Annotated in this window: 26 protein-coding genes; 10 read left to right on the plus strand and 16 right to left on the minus strand. The window is 65.0% G+C overall.

Features of this window, described 5'->3' with window-relative positions:
• Positions 1-22: 22 nt before the first annotated feature.
• Both XH96_RS21740 and XH96_RS21745 read right to left on the minus strand, forming a co-directional pair.
• Entirely contained in the window at positions 23-382 is a 360-nt protein-coding gene (locus XH96_RS21740; RefSeq protein WP_194387596.1) for a c-type cytochrome, read from the minus strand.
• 122 nt (positions 383-504) lie between these two features.
• Complete coding sequence (locus tag XH96_RS21745) at positions 505-957, minus strand: pyridoxamine 5'-phosphate oxidase family protein (RefSeq protein ID WP_194387597.1); 453 nt, start codon at positions 955-957, stop codon at positions 505-507.
• 170 nt (positions 958-1,127) lie between these two features.
• Between XH96_RS21745 and XH96_RS21750 the strand changes: the two genes are divergently transcribed.
• Together XH96_RS21750 and XH96_RS21755 are read left to right on the plus strand one after the other, a co-directional pair.
• Entirely contained in the window at positions 1,128-1,301 is a 174-nt protein-coding gene (locus XH96_RS21750; protein WP_018644642.1) for a hypothetical protein, read from the plus strand.
• A gap of 110 nt (positions 1,302-1,411) precedes the next feature.
• A complete protein-coding gene (locus XH96_RS21755; protein ID WP_028179780.1) occupies positions 1,412-1,762 on the plus strand; it encodes a zinc ribbon domain-containing protein YjdM in 351 nt (116 codons plus the stop codon).
• Positions 1,763-1,768: 6 nt separating this feature from the next.
• Here the strand turns inward: XH96_RS21755 and XH96_RS21760 are convergent, their stop codons facing one another.
• From XH96_RS21760 to XH96_RS21770, 3 genes are all read right to left on the minus strand, one after another.
• Positions 1,769-2,689 (minus strand): DMT family transporter, encoded by a 921-nt coding sequence (locus XH96_RS21760; protein ID WP_194387598.1) that lies wholly within the window; start codon positions 2,687-2,689, stop codon positions 1,769-1,771.
• 192 nt (positions 2,690-2,881) lie between these two features.
• Positions 2,882-3,136, minus strand: a complete 255-nt coding sequence (locus tag XH96_RS21765; protein ID WP_194387599.1) for a hypothetical protein — start codon at positions 3,134-3,136, stop codon at positions 2,882-2,884.
• A gap of 320 nt (positions 3,137-3,456) precedes the next feature.
• A complete protein-coding gene (locus tag XH96_RS21770; protein ID WP_194394210.1) occupies positions 3,457-3,621 on the minus strand; it encodes a Flp family type IVb pilin in 165 nt (54 codons plus the stop codon).
• A gap of 337 nt (positions 3,622-3,958) precedes the next feature.
• On the opposite strand from XH96_RS21770, the gene XH96_RS21775 reads away from it, so the two are divergent.
• Positions 3,959-5,257 carry a hypothetical protein gene (locus tag XH96_RS21775; RefSeq protein WP_194387600.1) on the plus strand — a complete coding sequence of 433 codons (1,299 nt, stop codon included), beginning with the start codon at positions 3,959-3,961 and terminating at the stop codon, positions 5,255-5,257.
• An 8-nt stretch (positions 5,258-5,265) separates the two neighbouring features.
• On the opposite strand, the gene pdxY is transcribed toward XH96_RS21775, so the two are convergent.
• Together pdxY and XH96_RS21785 are read right to left on the minus strand one after the other, a co-directional pair.
• Positions 5,266-6,084: a pyridoxal kinase gene (pdxY, locus tag XH96_RS21780; protein WP_194387601.1), complete on the minus strand. Its 819-nt coding sequence runs from the start codon at positions 6,082-6,084 to the stop codon at positions 5,266-5,268.
• A gap of 40 nt (positions 6,085-6,124) precedes the next feature.
• Positions 6,125-6,766, minus strand: a complete 642-nt coding sequence (locus XH96_RS21785; RefSeq protein ID WP_194387602.1) for an FMN-binding negative transcriptional regulator — start codon at positions 6,764-6,766, stop codon at positions 6,125-6,127.
• Between the two features lie 392 nt (positions 6,767-7,158).
• Here XH96_RS21785 and XH96_RS21790 point away from each other — a divergent pair, with 392 nt between their 5' ends.
• On the plus strand, positions 7,159-7,503 hold the full coding sequence (locus XH96_RS21790; protein ID WP_194387603.1) for a multidrug efflux SMR transporter: 345 nt from the start codon (positions 7,159-7,161) through the stop codon (positions 7,501-7,503).
• A gap of 19 nt (positions 7,504-7,522) precedes the next feature.
• Here XH96_RS21790 and XH96_RS21795 read toward each other — a convergent pair whose 3' ends face one another.
• The 4 genes from XH96_RS21795 to XH96_RS21810 all read right to left on the minus strand — a co-directional run bounded on the left by XH96_RS21795 (position 7,523) and on the right by XH96_RS21810 (position 10,586).
• The gene (locus tag XH96_RS21795; protein ID WP_194387604.1) at positions 7,523-7,843 is read right to left on the minus strand and encodes a hypothetical protein; all 321 of its coding nucleotides are present in this window, start codon (positions 7,841-7,843) and stop codon (positions 7,523-7,525) included.
• Positions 7,844-7,916: 73 nt separating this feature from the next.
• Positions 7,917-8,123, minus strand: a complete 207-nt coding sequence (locus XH96_RS21800; protein ID WP_194387605.1) for a hypothetical protein — start codon at positions 8,121-8,123, stop codon at positions 7,917-7,919.
• A gap of 131 nt (positions 8,124-8,254) precedes the next feature.
• Positions 8,255-8,536, minus strand: a complete 282-nt coding sequence (locus XH96_RS21805) for a hypothetical protein (protein WP_028179792.1) — start codon at positions 8,534-8,536, stop codon at positions 8,255-8,257.
• A 127-nt stretch (positions 8,537-8,663) separates the two neighbouring features.
• The gene (locus XH96_RS21810) at positions 8,664-10,586 is read right to left on the minus strand and encodes an FAD-binding monooxygenase (RefSeq protein ID WP_194387606.1); all 1,923 of its coding nucleotides are present in this window, start codon (positions 10,584-10,586) and stop codon (positions 8,664-8,666) included.
• 96 nt (positions 10,587-10,682) lie between these two features.
• Here XH96_RS21810 and XH96_RS21815 point away from each other — a divergent pair, with 96 nt between their 5' ends.
• Positions 10,683-11,147 (plus strand): MarR family winged helix-turn-helix transcriptional regulator, encoded by a 465-nt coding sequence (locus XH96_RS21815; RefSeq protein ID WP_061876627.1) that lies wholly within the window; start codon positions 10,683-10,685, stop codon positions 11,145-11,147.
• 117 nt (positions 11,148-11,264) lie between these two features.
• The gene (locus XH96_RS21820) at positions 11,265-11,693 is read left to right on the plus strand and encodes a hypothetical protein (RefSeq protein WP_194387607.1); all 429 of its coding nucleotides are present in this window, start codon (positions 11,265-11,267) and stop codon (positions 11,691-11,693) included.
• A 73-nt stretch (positions 11,694-11,766) separates the two neighbouring features.
• Here the strand turns inward: XH96_RS21820 and XH96_RS21825 are convergent, their stop codons facing one another.
• Positions 11,767-12,363: a L,D-transpeptidase gene (locus XH96_RS21825; RefSeq protein WP_165935844.1), complete on the minus strand. Its 597-nt coding sequence runs from the start codon at positions 12,361-12,363 to the stop codon at positions 11,767-11,769.
• Positions 12,364-12,708: 345 nt separating this feature from the next.
• On the opposite strand from XH96_RS21825, the gene XH96_RS21830 reads away from it, so the two are divergent.
• Positions 12,709-13,761: a hypothetical protein gene (locus XH96_RS21830; RefSeq protein ID WP_194387608.1), complete on the plus strand. Its 1,053-nt coding sequence runs from the start codon at positions 12,709-12,711 to the stop codon at positions 13,759-13,761.
• Between the two features lie 482 nt (positions 13,762-14,243).
• Positions 14,244-14,474: a hypothetical protein gene (locus XH96_RS21835; protein ID WP_061021818.1), complete on the plus strand. Its 231-nt coding sequence runs from the start codon at positions 14,244-14,246 to the stop codon at positions 14,472-14,474.
• A gap of 95 nt (positions 14,475-14,569) precedes the next feature.
• Here the strand turns inward: XH96_RS21835 and XH96_RS21840 are convergent, their stop codons facing one another.
• Positions 14,570-15,355: an SDR family NAD(P)-dependent oxidoreductase gene (locus XH96_RS21840; RefSeq protein WP_194387609.1), complete on the minus strand. Its 786-nt coding sequence runs from the start codon at positions 15,353-15,355 to the stop codon at positions 14,570-14,572.
• A gap of 127 nt (positions 15,356-15,482) precedes the next feature.
• On the opposite strand from XH96_RS21840, the gene XH96_RS21845 reads away from it, so the two are divergent.
• Positions 15,483-15,875, plus strand: coding sequence for a hypothetical protein (locus XH96_RS21845; protein WP_194387610.1), 393 nt, complete (start codon positions 15,483-15,485; stop codon positions 15,873-15,875).
• A gap of 216 nt (positions 15,876-16,091) precedes the next feature.
• Positions 16,092-16,340 (plus strand): hypothetical protein, encoded by a 249-nt coding sequence (locus XH96_RS21850; protein WP_194387611.1) that lies wholly within the window; start codon positions 16,092-16,094, stop codon positions 16,338-16,340.
• Positions 16,341-16,361: 21 nt separating this feature from the next.
• On the opposite strand, the gene XH96_RS21855 is transcribed toward XH96_RS21850, so the two are convergent.
• The 3 genes from XH96_RS21855 to minD all read right to left on the minus strand — a co-directional run bounded on the left by XH96_RS21855 (position 16,362) and on the right by minD (position 17,824).
• Positions 16,362-16,547, minus strand: coding sequence for a hypothetical protein (locus XH96_RS21855; protein WP_035676245.1), 186 nt, complete (start codon positions 16,545-16,547; stop codon positions 16,362-16,364).
• Positions 16,548-16,730: 183 nt separating this feature from the next.
• Positions 16,731-17,012, minus strand: a complete 282-nt coding sequence (gene minE, locus XH96_RS21860) for a cell division topological specificity factor MinE (protein ID WP_025035955.1) — start codon at positions 17,010-17,012, stop codon at positions 16,731-16,733.
• The gene (gene minD / locus XH96_RS21865; RefSeq protein ID WP_194387612.1) at positions 17,009-17,824 is read right to left on the minus strand and encodes a septum site-determining protein MinD; all 816 of its coding nucleotides are present in this window, start codon (positions 17,822-17,824) and stop codon (positions 17,009-17,011) included. The genes minE and minD overlap by 4 nt, the downstream gene beginning before the upstream one ends.

Here is a 17,824-nt window from a genome sequence, read left to right on the forward strand (position 1 = left end):
CAATTGTCGTCCGGCCGGGCCCTCAATCGCCCCTCAGGCTCAGGATATACGCCGAAAGCGCGTCGGCCTGCTCCGGCGAGATCACGAGGTTCGGCATGTTCTGGTGGCTGGTCCTCAAGAACACCTTGAGCGACAGCGCGGTGGTGCCGTTCCGGTCCGCGATGGCCTGGAAGCCCGGGGCCTCGTCGAACACTCCGATCATGTGCGGCTCGACGGCGTGACACGTCTGGCACCAGGCCCGCGCCAGGCGATGTCCTTCGGCGATCGCGCGCGAGCCGGACCTGGAGGCCCCCGCGGCGGTGTGGACGACGCTGAAGAGAAACAGCAGCGACAAGACGATCAGGATGACGATGCCGATGGAGATTCGAACAGTGTGCGACATGGCCTGACCTCACCGCGATTGAGTCATCGATGGAGCCTAGATTTGCAGGGAAAGGCCGGGTTGATCTGCGTCAAGGCGGGAGCGGATGACCGTTCGTCTTCGCAAGCTTGCCGCGCGCGTCATCAGCACGTCACGAGATCGGTGTGTCCGAAGCCCTTGGAGTAATCGAGCAGCGAGATCACCGTCGGCGTGAGGCGGATCAGCCGCACCTCGGATGGCTTCGGCACCGTCAGGCCCAGGGCCTTCTGCTCGGGATAGCGCGCCATCAGCAGCGCGATCGCCTTCTCGGCTTCGGCCGGATCGGTCACGGCCACCGCCCGCGCCGCCATGGACAGGCCGGTGATCTCCATCACTTCCGCCGGGTCGTCGTCGATCGCCAGCGAGACGCGGTCGTCCCGGGACAGGTTCTGCGCCTTCTGGCTGTCGATGCCGCAGAGGAAGTAGATGGTGAAGTCTACGTTGGCGTAGCCGACGGTCGTCACCTGCGGCCAGCCGTCCGGGCGGACGGTTGCGATCCGCATCGTTCGGTGCTGGTCCAGCAAGACCTGGATTTTTGCTCTGAGCGTGTCGTCCATCGCTCTGCCTCCGGTGATCATTTCGGCAAGAGGATACGACCCTCGCGCGCAATGCCGTTGACGCAGCTCAATCCCGCGCGGGCGACGTTGGCTCATTGATCATGCCGCTCGCCAGGATCACGGCGACCGCATAGGCTCAGCGCTCATCCGACGATTCAGGAGGCATCACCATGAACGGCAATCGCTACTACGGCGTCCGCGTCGAGGGCGCGAAATACGGCGTGGGCTTCGGCTCGGCGCTCGCCATCGCGATCTCCTACACCAACAACCATTCGATCCTGTGGGCGATCATCCACGGCATCCTGGGCTGGCTCTACGTGATCTTCGTCGCGCTGTTTCGGTGACATCGCACCGGCAGGCGAGGCCCTGCCCGTGCGGCTTGCAGCTTTTCCTTGCTTTCCCGGTTCCCGCCTCTACGGTCGCGCCGCGAACGAACCGTTGAGACGAGACAGACATGACCGACACGATGAAATGCCCGGCCTGCAGCTCCGAGCACGCCTATCAGGACCGCGATCTCTGGGTCTGCCCGGAATGCGGCCATGAATGGAGCGGCACGGCGGAAGCGGCCGCGGACACGGCGCAGGATGCCGGCGTGCGCGACGCCAACGGCAACGTGCTCGCCGACGGCGACAGCGTCATCGTGATCAAGGATCTCAAGATCAAGGGCTCGTCCTCGGTCGTCAAAGGCGGCACCAAGGTGCGCAACATCCGCCTGCAGGACGCCAGCGACGGCCACAACATCGCCTGCAAGATCGACGGCATCGGCGCGATGAATCTGAAGTCGGAGTTCGTGCGGAAGGCTTGAGATCCGCTAGCTTTGCCGCTGTGCCAGGTAGAACCCGCACAGCACCGTCACGAGCCCTGCCGTCTGCAACATCGTCGGCGGCTCGCCGAGCAACAGCCAGCCGGTGAGCAGCGTCAGCGCCGGCACGCAGGCCGGAAACACCGCGGCGCGGGCAACGCCGAGGCGCTGGACCGAGACGGCGTAGAGATAGAGCGCGGCGGGGCCGGCAAGCACGCCCTGCGCCAGCGCCTGGATCGCGTTCTCGGTCACGCCGATCGCCGCCATATGGGCAAAGCCGACGGTCGCAACGTAGACCGGCAACAGCAGCAGCGACAGCACGTTGATCACAAGTGCAGCCGACACGGCCGAGACGCGCCAGCGGCGCAACATCGCACCGAAGCCGGCGAACATGAATCCGGTGAGCACGAAGATCAGATCGCCCTGCACGCCGTCGGTCCCGATATGGCCGATCGATTCCGCGCCGATCACGCCGAGGCCGCCGACGATGACGATCGCGCCGGCAAGCCGCGAGGCGGAGATCCGCTCCTTCAGCACCACCGCCGCGAGCAGCAGGCCGCCCAGCGTCGCGCAAGAGGGCTGGATCACGCTGCCGTGGCCGAGCGGCACGAACAGGAAGCCGGTGTAGGAGATCAGCGACATCACGGGGCCGCCGAGCACCATCAGCACGAGGCCCCTGCTCCAGCCGATGCCGCAGAGATCGGAGATGCCCGCACGCGCGACCAGCGGCAGGAACACGATGCCCGACCAAACATAGCGATGCACCAGGAGATCGACCGGCGTGAAGCCGACCTTGAGGCCGTGCCGCGTGGCGGCAAAGCCGAGCGCCCAGAACAGCGCCGCGGCAAGGCCGCAGACCACGCCGAGCAGTGCCGGCGCTGCATCGTTCTTCTGAGTGAGAGCGTCAGCGCCGCTCGCCCGCTGATCCATGCATCAAGCGATATGTCGGCACGCTGAACCGCTCAACCCACGCGCTTGCAGGGCTGGCACGCAGACATCGCGACGATGCCGCGCAGGACCGTGATTGCCGCACGCGCAACGCGCATGCGGCTTCTTCGTGGCCGCACGAGGCGGTGAAATCTCGCGCTGCGCGAGGCCTATCTGTCTCAGGCGACCTCAGTCCTAGCGGGCCGTGCCCGTGGTGACGTCCGCGGTCGTCACCTTGCGGGGGCTGAGCACCTTCGCCTGGTGGACCGAGGCGACCGTGGCGGGCGCGGCGACCTGCTGCTCGACATGCGCGGCTCCGAGCACGCGCACCTGCAGCGGAGAAACCGGCAGGCCGTTGGCCTCATAGGTCGGCAGCTCGGCGGCGCCAGCGGCGGTGCCGCCCACGATGGTCAGGACGGCGGCGGCGATCGACAAAGTCTTCTTGTTCATGGTGATGCTCCGAGAGTGAGGGTCGGAGCCTATTTAGGCGCGTTTTGTTGCATTGCGACATGTCTTGCTGCATCGCAACAGCGCGCACGATGCATAGCGATATGCTCAATGCGTACAAGGTCTTGGACGAATCACGCTAACCGCGACGTGGCGCTTCCATGAGCGGTACTCTGCCACCGAGCACATTGCCCCAGCCATCGAAGAGATTAGGCCACGGTTCCATCCCCGCCGGGCCGACTGGCGCGGCGATCGTCTTCGGCCTCACCAAATGGTCCAGGTGATGATCGCGTCCGGGACACGAGAGAGAGGATGCAGGGACCTTATTTCAATGCTGTTGCCAGCGATTGCAGCTTTGCGACGAGATCGGTGCCGAGAGCGTAGATGACCTCGATGATGGCGAGCGCGATTCCAGCTGCGATCAGGCCGTATTCGATCGCGGTGGCGCCGGATTCATCGGCGACGAATGCGGCCAACATGCATTCAATTTCACAGGCGACGTCCTTTCAGCTTCTACCAAAGATTGCCGACACGAGAGAAATGCACGACCACAATCCAAGATTGCGTAAATGCAATCGCTGCAAGTTGACGACAATGCTGCATTTGCCGTCGTTTCACACTGGCGGCGTGGAACCCGCGTTGCAGCTCGGCAACACCCGCCTTGAAAAGCCCGTTCTCGCCTATTTGCGCCATTGCGCCGCCACACCGTCCCCCGAACAATCGACGAACTGCGTTGCCTTTCCGTGCAAGACTGTTTCGTCAACCGTTTGCATCATGACTGTTCGGACAAGATGGTTCGGACAGAACCGTTTGGAGGCAGGGATCATGAACGATCGGCGGTCTCTTCTGGTGGCGGTGTCGTGTCCCTCGGCCGTTCTCGCCGGCTGGCTGGTGTTGTCTCTCTCCGCCTATGCGCCTGCCCTCATCGAGAACAGCAGCGCCAATGTGGCTGCCGTCTCGCGCGCCAAGGATGTCAGTCGCCTCGAACTCGCCGACGTGCCGCGCGCTGCAACGATCGAGGACGGCATCGCCTTGACCGCCGACATCGCCGCCGCCGTCGCTGCGGCGCCTGCCCCGATGGCGACGTCGCAGGACACGCCGGAGGAGCATGCCTCAACCGTCCAGCTCGCTTCGGCCGACCCGACACTCATCCTGCCGACGGAGGCGGCGCCCGCACCGCAGATTGCGCCTGAACCGGAAGCCATCGTCAGCGAGGCTGATCCCGCGCCAGAGCCGGTCAAGCTCGCCTCCGCCGATCCCACCGAGATCGTCACGACGGACGTACTGTCACCTGCGGCGATCGCAAGCGGCCCCGCCACACCTGCGGCCAAGCCATCTCCGCCGGCCGACACCGTCGCCGTGCTCGACGAATGCTTCGTCATCGAGGCCTGCATCGACCGCTACCTCTGGGCGCTCTATCAGCGCACCGCCAAGGAGGACACGATCAAGGTTCAGGAGCGGCGCGCCGTCACCGTTAAGCGCAAGGGCAAGACGGTCACGGTGATGCGTAGCTTCACGAAGCTGGTCGATCAGGACTTCGCCTGGAAGGATCCGAAGGCGGCCGAGCGTGCCGGCATGTCGATGATGGACTACGTCATCGGCGGCATGGACAAGAGTTTCAAGAAGAAGCTGTTCCGCACGCTGCTCGCGGCCGAAGCCGCCGGCCTGTCGCCCGGCATCACCAGCGCATTCCGCGACGACTATCGCCAGTCGATCGCGAGCGGCCTCAAGGCTGCCTCCGACCGCTCCTATCACGGAGGCAGCACGCGCGGCGGCTATGGCCACGGCATGGCGGCCGACATCGTCAGCACCCAGGGCAACAACCGCGCGCAGCGCTGGGTCTCGACCGAGATCCTGTGGAAGTGGGTCGACGCCAACGGCAAGGCGTTCGGCATCGGCCGCCCCTATCTCGGCCGCGATCCGCCGCATGTCGGACCGATCGACGGGAAGGAATACATCTCGCGCCGCGGCGTTGCGACCGACAGCAAGGAAGCCGCGAACGTCAAGTCGAGGAAGACGCGGGCCGCCAGCGCCAAGCCGCCCAAGGCGCACGCGGCACGCGATCAGAAGAGCCCGGCCAAGCAGCAGAAGTCGGCGCAATCGGCTGTCAAGCCCGCGACCTGAACCGTCAATCAGGCATCGGGCCCGCGCGTCGGCAGCGGCACGAGCCGCATCTCGGCGGAGCCGGCGTCCTGCGTGCGCACCAGCACCGCGAAGATCGTGTCGACCGCAAGCCGCACGGCCGACTCCAGCGCTTCGCCCTTGGCCAGCTGCGCCGCGATCAGTCCGGTGAGGAGGTCGCCGGTGCCATAGGGGCGGATCGGCAGGCGCGGCGTCGCAAAGCGCGACAATCGCCCGTCGGCGCACAGGATCGTCTCCACCTGCCCCGCCGCCGTGTCAGTGAGCGTGCAGCCGGTGGCGACCACGTCGATGCGGCCCACTCCTGCCAGCGCGGAGCAGGCCGCGCGGAGGCCCTGGGCATCGGCAATGGTGAGACCGGAGAGCAGCTCGATCTCGAACTGGTTCGGCGTCGTGAGGTTCGCCGCCGGCAGCAACCGGTGCCGAACCACATCCAAGATGCCGTCCGCGACATAGACGCGGCCGTCGTCGCCGATCACGGGATCGCAGAGATAGACGAGCTTCGCATTCCGCGTGAGCGCCCGCTCGACGAAATCGGCGATCACGGCAGCATTGCCCGGCGAGCCCAGATAGCCGGTGACGAGCACCGCGGCTTCGTCCACCAGGCCGCGATCCTCGACGCCCTTCAGGAGATCGGCGACGAGATCGCTCTCCAGGACCCGCCCGCGCAGGCTCGGATAGAGCGGATGGTTTGACAGCAGCGTCGTCGGCACCGCCGCAACGTTCACGCCCTCCGCCTGCATGGCGTAGGCGGCCGCGCTGTTGCCGACATGGCCGTGGACCACCTGGCTCTGAATGGAGATGACGAGCATGAGGAAGGTCCGTAAGGTCAAACGTTGCGCGAGGCAAGCGTTACGGCATCTCGTATCCAAGCCCCTGCCGCAGCGCCTGCATCTTGCGCGCCAGCCGCCGGTGACCCGACTCCTGCGACCGCGCCAATCGGTCGGCGACCGCGACATGGTCAGCATCGCTCTTGTGCTGGTTGAGCTTGGCCTGCCCTTCGACCTCATCCACCACGAGATCGACGACGCGGATCGCAGCCAGCATGCTCTCGCGCTTGCCCGGCTCCATCTGCGCGAGGTCCCAGGGTTCTTTCGGTAGGCGCGCCTCGGAGACTGCGAGCAGCGCATCGCCGTGTCCGCGGTTCTGGTCGAGCCCGCGCAGATGGGCCACGCCCGACAGGTGCACCGCTTCGTAAAGCCAGGTCGAGACGTTGTCGCGTGAGGCATACCAGTCGTTGGAGACATAGGCATCGTCGCCGGTAACGATCAGCAGAAATCGTCTGCTGCCATCGGCCAGCGCCACAAGCGGATTTTTGGCGGTGAAGTGGATCTGCACGACAGTCTGCCCGCCGCGCTCGGTCAGCACGAATGGCACGTGCGAGGCTCGCGGCCCGCGCTCGTCCGCCGCCACGATCACGCCGAAGCCGCGAGATGCGGCAAATTCCAGCGCGCGCTGCGTCTCAATGCGGAACTGGGCGCGGAGAACGTGCATGGTGTGGGGACTCGATGAATGGATGACGAACGCGGCGAGGCTAACCCATAATCCCCCGAAATCTGAACAACAATCAACCTTCGAACGCTGCTGCCGGCAATTCCTCAGCGCCGCAACAACCTCGCAAGATAGGCGCAGAACATGTCGGCCATGGCGTCGGCATAGGCTGCGATCTATCTCGCGCGAAGGCGATCGTCGAGTTCGGTGCGGATCGATTGAAGCCACGTTCGACCGTCGCCGTGTCACGGAGCCGCTGCGCGATTCATCGCGCGGCGGCTTGGTCATCCGGGCCGACCGCGGAGCCTTTGCACCGCGCTCCAAGCTGTCGCAGGCACGTCACCCCCGCATGGTATGCGCCGTCATATGTCAGCCATCGTCGGCCTGGTCTCCGCATGAGCTCCCTCTTCAACGCCTATACGGCTCTTGCCCTCGCCATCGTGTTCGAGGTCACAGCGTCGGCGTTCCTGCAGCAGTCCGCGCAGTTCACCCGTCCCTGGCCGACGCTGGCGATGGTGCTGTTCTACGTCGCCTCGTTCTACGCGCTGTCGGTGGCGATCCGGGTCATCCCGTTGAGCATCGCCTATGCGATCTGGGGCGGGGTCGGCATCATCCTGACCGCCACCGTCTCCTTCGTGCTGTTCCGCCAGATCCTGGACGCCGCGGCCTTCGTCGGCATCGCGCTGATCGTGTCCGGGGTCGTGGTTATCAACCTGTTTTCGGAGACCACGGTGCGTTGATGCCCCGATGCCGGCGCGCCTACTGGCTCTGAACCGGCTTGGGCTGACGCGGCGCGGATCGAGGCGGCTTTGCGCCAGGCTTGGCCGCGCCCCGGGGCGGCGATTCATCGACCGAAACGAGATAGGCGGCGAGTGCCCTGGCCGAGTCGGCGCTGGTTGCGTAATGGTCCTTCAGGAACCAGGACAGCGTCAGGCTGAAGCGGCCTTTGGCGAGACCGCGCGGACTGCGATGGCAGGTCGCGCAGCCGTCAGCAAAGAGCTTCGCGGGCGATTTGCCGGCGTCGAGATTTTGCGCGGCCGCATCCGTCAACGTCAGCACGGTGGCGGCTACGACAGTCATCAGGGGCACAGTCAAGCCGCGCCGAGGTCGAAACAACGACGTCAAACTGTCGTCCCCTCGCCCCGTCTCGCGATCACGCCGCCGACTGCTGATCGAACTCGGGCGGCACGTAGGCCTTGCCGTCCTGGTCGGTGATGACGACCCGCCATCCCTCGCTCGCCCACACCTTTGCCTTCGCCACGATGACCAACCGGCTCTCGCGGGCGAAGCTGTACTTCTCGTTGTCGCGTTCTGCGACCATTTTGTAGGCCAATTCGCATCCCCTGGCGTCGCCCTGCACCCAGCCTTCTCGTGACAGCGGGTTTTGGCGGCAATTCGCCGGGAGCGTGGCAATTTGGTGCCATCCGCAGGCGGTATGGGCACGCCCCGTACCATCGGCAACGGAGCCGATCCTGCTGCGCCGGATCGGCGCTAATGCACGCGGATAACGTGGGGGCGGCCGAGATTGATCAGGCCCTGCACCGCCGAGAGGCGGTCATCGAGGGCTGCAATGGTGAGCAACAGATTGTTGCGGCGCTCGTCGAGCAAACCCATCTCGGCGCCGCTGAGCTTTGTGCTCGTCCGTTCCTTGTGGATCGCTTCGAGGGACTTGCGCAGTCCGGCAATCAACCCGGCAAGCTGCTGGGCCTCCTTGGTCATCGACCGCTTAGCGACATTCTGCTGACGGCGCGTCTCCGCCTGGCTCTGGCTCATTTCATCCTCCCGTGCCCCGCTGCCCCGAGTGGATGACTGCATCTTTGGATACACATGTTACGATCGATGAAATCTGGCCGCGAAGAACTTTCTTAAATTGTACGTGCAGGGAACTCGACTCCGGGCGTCAGATCACCTTCAGCATGAAGCGGTCGAAGTACGATGCAAGCCCGGCATAGTCGTCGAGCGGCAGCACATTCGCGACATACTGGTCGGGCCGCACCACGACCATGCAGCCGCGCTTTCGATCGATCCCTCGCATTGCGAAAACGTCGTGGCCGCCCTTGAGGTCCGGGCAGAACATCTTTTCGTAGTCGATCAGACCATAGCGGCCCTTGCGCGGGAGCAGCAGCGACGGCATCGCCGCGACGGCAAGCTGACGATGATCCTGCTGGAAGACGGCACGCAGGTCGATCACGCTGTCGACGTCGGCGCCAGCAGGCGTGTATCGCCGCAATGGTGATTCCCGAGCGTCGGTGAGGAAGCCGCACAGCGCGCGAATGGCCGAGCCGGCAGCCGCAGGATCCTCCGCAGGCGAAAACGCGTAGATGCGGAAACGGCCGTCGGCCTGCGCGGCGTGGCCGAGATGGACCGGCTTGGCGTCCGCCAGCCGGATCACCGGCGCCGAATGGAAGCGCTTGCCGATGACGAGGCCCTGCGCGAGGTGCTGATGCGAAGCCTCGCCGGTGAGCACCGATGGCCTGTAGTGCGTTGCCGTGCCCGCGGTATAGCGCCCATGCCTGACGAAATAGTCCTGCGTTTTGGCAGCATCGGCGCCGCCGGCCTTGGCGGCCGAGGCGAGAATCCCTGCCCATTCGCGGTCGAAATCGATCAGCTCTTTCGCGACCGCCTGGCGCTCCACCGAATAGGAATGCAGCAGGCCTGGGGCGCACCGGCTCCGGAGGACACCGGCGAGCTTCCAGCCGAGATTGAAGGCATCCTGCATCGAGACGTTCATGCCCTGCCCCGCCTTCGGGCTGTGCGTATGGCAGGCATCGCCGGCGATGAAGATGCGCGGCAGGCGCGCATCGGTGTCGGCGTCCGGCACGTCGTCGAACCTGTCGGTGAGGCGCTGGCCGATCTCGTAGACCGACCACCAGGCGATTTCCTTCACCTCGAGCGTATGCGGCTTCAGGATCCGCTGCGCCTTGGCGATCACGTCGGCGGCGGTGATGTTGCGGCTCGCAACGCGCTCGCCGACATCGAGTTTTGCGAGCTCGACATAGATGCGGACCATGTAGCCGCCTTCACGCGGAATGATCAGCAGGCTGCCGTCCCCGGCCGACTGGATCAGCGACTTGAAGCGGATGTCCGGGAAATCCGTCACCGCCAGCACGTCCATCACGCCCCAGGCGTGGTTGGCGGAATCGCCATGCAGCTCGCGCCCGATCGATTTGCGCACCGTGCTGCGTGCGCCGTCGCAGCCGACGACGTAGCGCGCCCTGATCGTCTCGACCTTGCCCTCGTGCGCGGCATCGACGCGTTCGAGGCGCACGGTCACGGCGTGATCGGCAGCATCGCCGGCAGGATCGACATGGAGATCAAGCACGCGTCGGCTATAATACGGCTCGAGCTTTGCCGGCGATCTGCGCATGACGTCGAGGAAACAGTCATGGATGCGCGCCTGGTTGAGGATGACGTGCGGGAATTCCGACAGCCCGTCCTCGACGTCCTGAACCCGGCCGCTGCGGGCGATCTTCTCCGGCATCCGCTCATCCGGCTTCCAGAACGTCGTTTCGTTGACCCAATAGGCCTCCTTCAGCACCCGCTCGCTGAAGCCATAGGCGTGGAACATCTCCATGGTGCGGCAGGCGATGCCGTCGGCCTGGCCGACCAGCAGCCGGCCCGGCTTCTGCTCGACGATGCAAGTCTTGATGTCAGGAAACTGCGCAAGCTGGGCGGCCAGCGTCAGGCCGGCAGGTCCGCAGCCGACGATGAGAACATCGACCTCGTCAGGCACGGCGCCCGTTGCGCCCGGTGCCTGAACGCGCTCGGCGGGATCGGCAATCTCGGGGTCGCCCGGCTGAAATCCATTCAGATGGAATTGCATGAGCACCTCTCCCGTCAAATTTCTGTTTGGATATTGCTCAGTATGCTGACGATCAGTATACTTGTCAACGACCTCGAAACCTCCGCGGAGACGTCGGTGAAAGACAACAACGACATGCCCGGGCATCTGGCGCGCCGCTTCCAGCAGATCGCGGTCGCGGTGTTCCTGGCCGAGGTCGAAGACGCCGGCTTCGATCTCACGCCGGTGCAGTACGCCGCGCTCGCGACCATCAAGGCCAATCCGGGACTCGACCAGGTGACGCTCGCCGGATTGATCGCCTATGATCGCACCACCATCACCGGCGTGATCGATCGCCTCGTACAGAAAGGCCTCGCGGAGCGCCGCCCCTCCAGCCGCGACCGCCGCGCGCGGGAGCTCCAAATCACCGATGAAGGCCGGCGCACGTTGCGCAAGATCACGCCAGCCGTCGAATCTGCGCAGCGCATCATGCTGGGTGGCCTCAGCGCGAAGGAGGGCGAGGAACTGATGCGGCTGCTGCGCAAGGCCATCGCCGCCGGCAACGAGCTCAGCCGCGCCCCGCAACGCGATGCGCAAATCTAACTCCGAACCACGTCCGAATTTGTCGCAGCGCACGAAACCAGGAACTAACCTTCGCCTGCTAAGCTCGGCCGCATTGGGCACTTAACGTGCGATTAACTTTGTGGGACGGAGTTCGGAATGTTCAGGTTCCTCGTTGTGGCGGCAGCCATGACGCTCTCGACCAGTCATGCGGTCGCAGGCGGCCACGGGGGCGGCGACCCTCCTTCGCCGAAGGTCGAGGCGCCGACGGCTCCAGCGAAGGTGATCCTGACCAAACAGGGCCCCAAGCTCGTCGATCTCAACGGCATGACGCTTTACATTTACGAGCGCGACACCACCGGAAAGTCCTCGAATTGCAACGGTAAGTGCACCGAGAGCTGGGTTCCGCTGGCCGCGACGGCCGACGCCAGGGCCGTCGGCGACTTCACCGTGATCAGCCGCGATGACGGCAGCAAGATGTGGGCCTACCGCTATCGTCCGCTCTACACGTCGCCCGCTGACAAGGCGCCGGGCGACGCCAACGGCAATGCCACGACGCTGCAATGGCGGATCGCGCGGCCCGAGTAGGAAAACGCATTCCGTCAGCGTCGCTGGCTCACCAACGCCCCTCTGCGACGGAACCGACCGATCGCACAGCCCCTCAGCTTCGCCAGCGCATGCCGGTCTCGGCCTGCGCGTTCTGCCCGGGCGGCAGCACCACGACCGTCGAATTGAGCTTTACCCGGTCGTAGAGATCGATGACGTCCTCATTGCGCATCCGGATGCAGCCGGACGAGATCGCCTGGCCGATATATTCGGGCTGATTGGTGCCGTGGATGCGGTAGAGCGTGTCCTTGTTGCCGACGTACAGATAGATGCCCCGCGCGCCGAGCGGATTGGCGGGACCGCCTGGAACGCGCGCCGGATAAGGGCCGAGCCGCGCCTGGATGTCCGCCGTCGGAACCCAGTCCGGCCATTCCGCCAGGCGACCGACCCGCGCGACGCCGGAGAACGCCATGGCTTCCTCGCCGACCGCAACGCCGTAACGGATCGCCTTGCCCTCGGGGAGGACGTAATAGAGATAGCGCGCATCGGTATCGACCAGGATCGTGCCCGGCTGTTCCTTGCGGTGGTAGTCCACGATATGGCGGAGATATTGCTCAGGCACCTTCGCCTGAGCGTACGGCGTATGCGCGAGCAACTGACGGTCGCGCGGCGTCATGCTCGCATCCGTCGATGGCGAGAGTGTCGTCTGCATGCAGCCGCCCAGCGGCAACAAGGCTGCGACGAACAAAACGAGTAGAGATCTTGGCACCGCCGGCCCCCCGATAGCGGATAGCAGCACCCCCAGCACCGCCACATATCGCCAAAACCGTGCTGAAAACAAGGCGGGAAAGGAACACGTGCGCGTGTTCGATTAACCGGGTTCCATCACCACAAACGGCAGAGGACCGTCGCATCATCTCCATCCCCTCGCCTTGCTTTGGTCAAACGCGGCTGGACTCGTGAGCCACGGGGCTCGGGATGGGCTCACCTCAACCGATCGGCGCCGCGCCAATGCGGACGACCTAGGCTTCAAACATCAGGCTTCAAAGGAGTTGCGATGCTCGCGACGCTGAATGCCAAGCAAATCGTCGATGAGATCGTGAAGGACACGGTCAAGGACAACGACCCCCACGACGCGGTTCAGATCTCTCCCGAGATCGTGCTGGCCTCGCGGTCCACAAGCGCGTCTCCTGCGCTGGCGCCGGAGATCGCGCCGCGTCCGGAGCCCAAGTTCACTCCGGAGCCCAAGCTCACTTTGGAGCCGAAGTTCACGCCGGAGCCGGCACGTGCGCCCGAGCCCACCATCAACGTCGTCTACGGAAAGCCCGCCGCGGCACCGTTCGTCGACACGGCTGTCCGCGTCACGTCCAGCGACGTTCCTGTCAGGCAGAAGCGATCCTCGGTCGGCAAGTGGCTGCGCGGTGCGTCCGTCGCGTTCCTGTTTGCCGGCGCCAGCGTGGCCGCCAGCATCGCCTGGGAGACGCACGGTGACACGGCAACACAAATGCTGGCCGAATGGACGCCGGCACTGACTTCGTTGCTGCCGGCGACCTCGTGGCTACCTGCGACGACGCAGACCGCTCCGGTCGCCGCCGCGCAGGCCCCACCGGCCGCAGTGGAAGCCACGGCAGATCAATCGGCCAGCCAACCTGCGCCGCCGCCCGCCGCTCAAATTGCCGCAGTCACGCCTGCCCCAACACTGCCCGTCGACACAACGCAGTCGGTGCAATCGATGACGCGCGATCTCACCGCGATGGCGCAGCAGATCGAGCAGCTCAAGGCCAGCATCGCCGAGCTGAAGGCCGGGCAGGAGCAGATGGCGCGCGAGATGGCGAAGCCGCCTGCACCGAAACCGGCAGCCGAAGCGAAGCCACCGGTCGATCCGCGCGCACGCGCCGCTGCGCTTCCGCCGCAGCCTGCCGCGCCTCCGGTTCGCAAGCCCAAGCCGGCCGTGGCACGGAACTACATGCCGGCCTCCTCGCCCGCACCGCTCGCGCCTCCGCCATCGCAGGCCGCCGCGGTCCCGCCGCCAGCTGCGCCGGCCACGACAACGCAAGCCGTTGCCGATGACGATGGACCTATCGTGCGCCCGCCAATGCCGCTGCGTTAGAGCATGATCCGGAAGAGCGTGTGTAGCGGTTTTCCGAAAAGACCACGCTCAAGACAACAACCTGAAGCGCGATGACGATGGCTCCTGATCTCATCGCGCTTCAGACGATGCCAGGCGACAGTTCGACGTCGCGATCTCGCGCACGCTGTCCGAGTCGATGTAATGCGTTGAGTCCGGGCGACTACGGGAAACGATGCCTTGCACGTCTTCCGATCAAGAGAAAAGGCCGTCGGGATCTATGCCGCCGGCCTTCTCGTGCAGCTGCCGGTTCCCGGAGCCCGGTTCTGCTGCGATTCCATGCCTCATGGTCGCGCGGACATATTTAATAAAATGTTAACACGCTCACAGGCTGCACATCATTTCTGCGCCATAAGCTCAGAGATTGCGCGGCTTGTTCATTCGGCAACTATCGACTCAGTGGTATCATCCGATGATGTGTTGAGACTTGCACTGAAGCTCAGATCGTCACACGGGGAATTCAGATGCCCTACTACTATTTCGATCTCGTGGTTGGTGGAGAGTTCAAGAACCAGGGGGGAATCATCCTCGAAGACATCGAGGTTGCCTCCGATCGCGCCGATCAACTGGCGTGCGAGCTGTCACAGGTGAAGCCGGAGCTGCAGCAGAAGGGTTGCGCGGTGCGGGTCACCGATCGCGATCACAACGAGCTCTATCGCACGCCGCTCGATCCGGTACCGGCCTGGCAGCGCTAAGCACAGCGCTTTCAAGCGAAGCGGATACCGGGTCGCGTTGAGAAACGCGTCAAACCAAGACGCCAAAGTTCGTTCCGATGGGATCGGAACGATCTTTACGCTTCAAGCGTCGGCGGCTCGAACCAGTTCGTCAGCGACAACCCACCGTCAACGACGAAGGCCGCGCCGGTGACGTAGGCGGAGAGCTTGTTCGACAGCACCGTGAGCGCCATCGGCACGAGGTCCTTGGCCTCGCCGAGACGCCCGAGCGGAATGTGGCGCGCCAGCGCGGGATCCGCGACGAATCCGCCGGCCGCGATCGCGCCGGGCACCAGTGCGTTGACGCGGATATCGTGGCGGCCAAATGTCTTGGCCAACTCCTTCACCAGCATCGCCATGGCCGCCTTCGCCGTCGAATAATGCGCCAGGTTGCGCGGGGTGCCCGCATGCAGCGAGGTCAGAAACAGGAACGAGCCCGGTCGTTTCGCCGCGATCAGCCGCTTTGCGAGTTCACGCCCCAGGTGAAAGCCGGCATCGAGATTGACGGCATGCATTTCCTGCCAGGTCCTGCGATCGACCGCGAGGGCATGATCGGCCTCCCGTCGCGGCGGCGAGGCGCTATGGACGAAATGGGTGACCTCGCCCAGCGCTGCGTGTGCGGCAGCGAGCAGTTCGTCGCAGGCCTCGAGCCTGGCGAGATCGCCGACCCAGGGCACGGCCAGAGCGGGCTGCTCGCTGGCGCTGATCGCGGCACGCACCCTCTCCGCGCTCACATCGGCGAACATGGTGCGGACGCCCTCACCGACCAAGCCCAGCGCGATCGCGCGGCCAATACCATTGCCCGCGCCGGTGACGAGCGCGGTGTCGCGTGCGGGATCGAACGGCGAACTGAACAGGCTCATGTTGTGCTCCGAGGCTGGGAGGCGGCAGGTTAGCCCACCGCCCGGACCGACGACAATCGCGCCGCGCGCCATTGCGGAGCGGCGCGCCGGGCGCTAGCCTCTCAAAAAAACGGAGGAGGTTCCAGGGATGCGCACCGGTTTTCTGATGACGGGCCTGTTGCTGCTGGCTGCGCCGGTCCAAGCTGGCGACGCGCCGCCGCGATCGACCTATGTGACGATGGTCTTGCAGGCCTTTGCCGCCAAGGTCGAGTGCCCCAACACGGACCTCGTCTATCAGGACCTCGTGCAGAGGGCGCAGCAGATGCACTTGCCCGACGGCACCACCGAGAAGGTGCGCAAAGCGATCGCCTGGATGCACACCGGCGGCAAGATGGGCGAGAAGCAGGACGATGACTTGATGGTTGAGGTCGCGGTCGCGACCCAGGCTACCGACCTGGACCAGCGCCGGCTCGGCATGCCCGGCTGGTGCGAAGCCCAAAAGACCAACCTCGCCGGCCTGATCCGCAGCAAGGGCGGCTAAAGCATGATCCGGAAAAGTGCGCAGCGGTTTTCCGAAAAGATCATGCTTGAACAACAACCTAAAGCGCGATGACGATTCATCCTAATCGCATCGCGCCATAGCGAGCCCTGGCTTTTCGCCGCATTAAGCACTCCGCGACGGAACCGCTGGCCCGGCCCAAAATCGTCACAATCCTCGAAAGCATGCGACCTCTTCGAATTCGAACAGGAGGTCCTCATGCGGAGTATCCATTTCGTTTTCGCCAGCGCGATTGCGGCGGCCGCGGTGCTGATCGCGCCCGCACAGGCGAGGAATGCCGACGCCCAGAAAGGCGAGGAAAAATCCACCCCGTCCTCATGCAGTGCCTATCAGCAGGCGCCGGACGGCTCGTGGGAGCCACTCCCCTGCAAGGCGACAGGCGAGCGCGGGCAGCCGCAGACACAGAACCGCACGTCGCCGCAAGGCAGCGATCGTGGGGAGCGTTGAAGGCGCCCGCGCTTACGAATGTCAGCTCTGATGCGGGCCGCGCATGATCTTCATGGCGTCCACGATGTGACGCCATTCCCTGGCCTCGTCGGTCTCGCCGCGGCCCTCGCAGGCCTGGGCCTGCTCGGCGGCTTTCGCAATCGCAGCAAGTCCGTGCTGTTCGAGCATCTGCCGGGCAACGGTATGAACCTGGACCTCGGACATCATGGGCGCTCTCCCGCTTGAGGGAACTGCGGTGCAGCGCACAACTGCCACCGCGGGTGTCTCACAACGATCGAGGCCCCGAGCTCGTTCCGTCCCGTCGATGTGAGCCCAAGACAAAGGCGGCCCGCCATGCCCGGCGGACCGCCTTCTCACCCACCCCAAACGGAAGTCTGCGGCCGCGTCCCCCTACGCGACAGCCACCTTCTTGCGTTCGAAATCGTTGGGGACCTCGATGTCGACCTCCAGGGTCGAGACCTCGTCGCCGCGCTCGAGCCGCACGATGACCTTGGTCGGATCCAGCGTCACATGCCTGGACACGACGGCGAGAATTTCCTCACGCAGCACGCCGAGCAGATCCGGCTGGCCACGCATCCCGCGCTCATGGGCAAGCAGGATCTGCAGCCGTTCGCGCGCGACGGGTGCCGAGGCCTTCTTACCGCGGAGAAGTCGAAGCAGACCCATGCTCATGCAGCCCTCCGTCGCAGCAAACGATCCATCAGACCTCTGCGCTCGGCAGGAACATGCATCGTCACGTTCTCGCCGCAGAGGCGCTTGGCCGCGTCCATATAGGCTCGCGCCGGCGCTCCATCCGCGTTCGACAAGGTCACGGGCGTGCCGACGTTGGACGCCTTCAACACGTCCTGGCTCTCGGGGATGATGCCGAGCAAGGGCGTGGCAAGGATCTCGAGGATGTCGTCGATGGTCAGCATCTCGCCGCGCGCAGCACGCGAGGGATCGTAGCGGGTGATGAGGATGTGCTTCTCGACGCGCTCGCCCTTCTCGGCCCGCACCGTCTTGGAATCGAGCATGCCGATGATGCGGTCGGAATCGCGCACCGAGGAAACTTCCGGATTGGTGACGATCACGGCCTCGTCGGCAAAGCGCATCGCCATGGAGGCGCCGCGCTCGATGCCGGCCGGGCTGTCGCAGATCACCCAGTCGAAACGGCCGCGCAGATCGTCGATGACCTTGCCGACGCCCTCTTCCGTCAACGCGTCCTTGTCGCGGGTTTGCGATGCCGGCAGCAGCCAGAGATTCTCCAGCCGCTTGTCGCGGATCAGTGCCTGCGGCAACTTCGCAACGCCCTGCACCACGTTGATGAGGTCGAACACCACGCGGCGTTCGGCGCCCATCACGAGGTCGAGATTGCGCAGGCCGACGTCGAAATCGACGACGACGACCTTGTCGCCACGTTGCGCGAGCGCTGCTCCCAGCGCGGCGGTCGTCGTGGTCTTGCCGACCCCGCCCTTGCCTGATGTCACGACCAGTACCTTACTCAT

It is taken from the genome of Bradyrhizobium sp. CCBAU 51765 (assembly GCF_015291725.1).
GTDB lineage: Bacteria > Pseudomonadota > Alphaproteobacteria > Rhizobiales > Xanthobacteraceae > Bradyrhizobium > Bradyrhizobium liaoningense.